Genomic DNA, 1629 nt, shown 5'->3' on the forward strand with positions numbered 1-1629 from the left:
GCGCCGCGGCGAAGGGCTGCGCGAGGCCCTTGGAGAGCACCCCCAGGGCGTCGAAGCCCTTCACGGTGAAGCGGCTCGCGGCGTCGATCCCGCCCGTCACGACGGCGTCGCAGATGCCGGCGCGGATCCAGCGGGCGGCCGACGCCATCGCCTTCGCGGACGACGTGCAGGCCGTGCTCACCGCGGCGCCCGGTCCCGTCAAACGGAAGCGGCGGCGCAGGTACCGGACCGGGTTGGCGATCTCAAGAAGCCGGTCGTCGGCATGCTCCACCGGGCCCGCGAGAAAGGCGGCTTCAGTTTCGCTCATGCCCGCGACCGACGTCCCGATCAGGATCCCGACGCGGGACGCCCCGAACTTTTCCTTCGCCGCTTCGACGACGGGTTCGATGCGGCGCGCCACGGCTTCGGCCAAGCGGTTCCCGCGGGCGGCGGCTTCCTCGGATCGAAGGCCCGGCACCGCCGCGAGGAGTTCTTCGGGCGCAGGGAGCCGGGCGTCGTCGACCGCACCGTAGCGCACGGGGCGCTCCAAGACGTCCTCCCAAACGGGAAGCGCGCGGCGCGCCGGGGCGAAGATCGCCCCGGCCAAGGCGTCGTCATCGCCCGGCGTCGACAGCGTGGCGTGACCCGCAATCAGGATGTCGGCTCGTTCGGTCGGCATGGTCAGCGTACGGTTTGGCTCTCAATGATGAGACGGTAGCCCTCGGCGGCGTTCTCGATCGTGATCCGCCCGTCGGGCGAATCGGGCGAGGCGCCCGCCTCGTAGCGGATGGTGAACATTGTAGGATCCCCGGCGCCGGCGGTGGCCGTCCGGTCAGCCTGATCGGCCGCTCCCCTTTCGTCCGTCCCGCAGGCGAGCCTCGCGATCCTGCGGACGGGTCCGGCGGACGACCGAAGGTCCTCCGCGACGCCGTAGCCCAAGGGAGCCAACCGATCGGACAACCACCCGCGCGGCCAGTAGGCGTAGGCGATGTCGCGAAGGAGGTATTCACCCTTCAACTGCGGCGGGAGCCCGGGCCGGCGGTTCTCCGTGAGCGTACCGGCCTCAAGACCCAGCGTCCAAACCGTGAGCCCGGCGTGCATCAGCGCCATCCGGAAGCCTTCCGGGCCGGACGTGAGGTACGCCTCGAAATCCGCGGTGCGGCGCCCACCCAGAGCGGCATCGCGGGCCTGATCTCGGATTTGATCACGGGCGGCATGAACGCCGTCCGCGTCGTCGGTGAGCACTTCCGCATGGATGCGCTGTGCGAGGAGGAGCCCCGGGCGCGCGGCCGGATCGGGGAGCACGACGGGGAGCGTGCGCACCCCGGCCGTCTCAGCGTCTTCAGTGCGTGCGGCCCGCTCGATCTCGGCGGTCGGGAGAGTGGTCTGCGTCGCGCAGCCCGCGAGCACCGCGCAGAGACCCGCAGCCAAGAAAAGCTTCTTCATCATGAGCCTCTCCTCCGCCGCATCCAGGGCGTCAGGAAGAAAATCAGCGTTTCGCCGAAGGCGACCGTGAGCCCGAAGCTCCGCAGCGCCGGCGTCTCCGACAAGGCGAGGAGCCCGAAGGACGCCATCGTCGTGAGCGCCGCGAAGGTGATCGCGCAGAGCGTGCGCTCGTCCTCGCCTTCGGCCGTCAGAAAGATCCCGTAG

At 70.5% G+C, this 1629-nt stretch carries 3 protein-coding genes; all 3 read right to left on the reverse strand.

The features are described 5' to 3' along the window. On the reverse strand, positions 1-658 hold a 658-nt coding region (locus HMPREF9440_RS10485; protein WP_008541843.1), incomplete at its 3' end, for a beta-ketoacyl synthase N-terminal-like domain-containing protein. A 2-nt stretch (positions 659-660) separates the two neighbouring features. Then, positions 661-1428, reverse strand: a complete 768-nt coding sequence (locus HMPREF9440_RS04320; protein ID WP_008541844.1) for a DUF3261 domain-containing protein — start codon at positions 1426-1428, stop codon at positions 661-663. Next, the coding region (locus HMPREF9440_RS11375; RefSeq protein ID WP_172634277.1) for a hypothetical protein at positions 1425-1629 on the reverse strand (205 nt) is incomplete at its 5' end. The genes HMPREF9440_RS11375 and HMPREF9440_RS04320, both read right to left, overlap by 4 nt.

Origin of the sequence: Sutterella parvirubra YIT 11816 (assembly GCF_000250875.1) — a bacterium.
In the GTDB taxonomy this organism is placed as follows: Bacteria; Pseudomonadota; Gammaproteobacteria; order Burkholderiales; family Burkholderiaceae_F; genus Sutterella; species Sutterella parvirubra.

Bases quoted from the DNA above. Each gene is read 5' to 3' on its own strand.
- HMPREF9440_RS04320 (WP_008541844.1), bottom strand. From the start codon at position 1,428: ATGATGAAGAAGCTTTTCTTGGCTGCGGGTCTCTGCGCGGTGCTCGCG.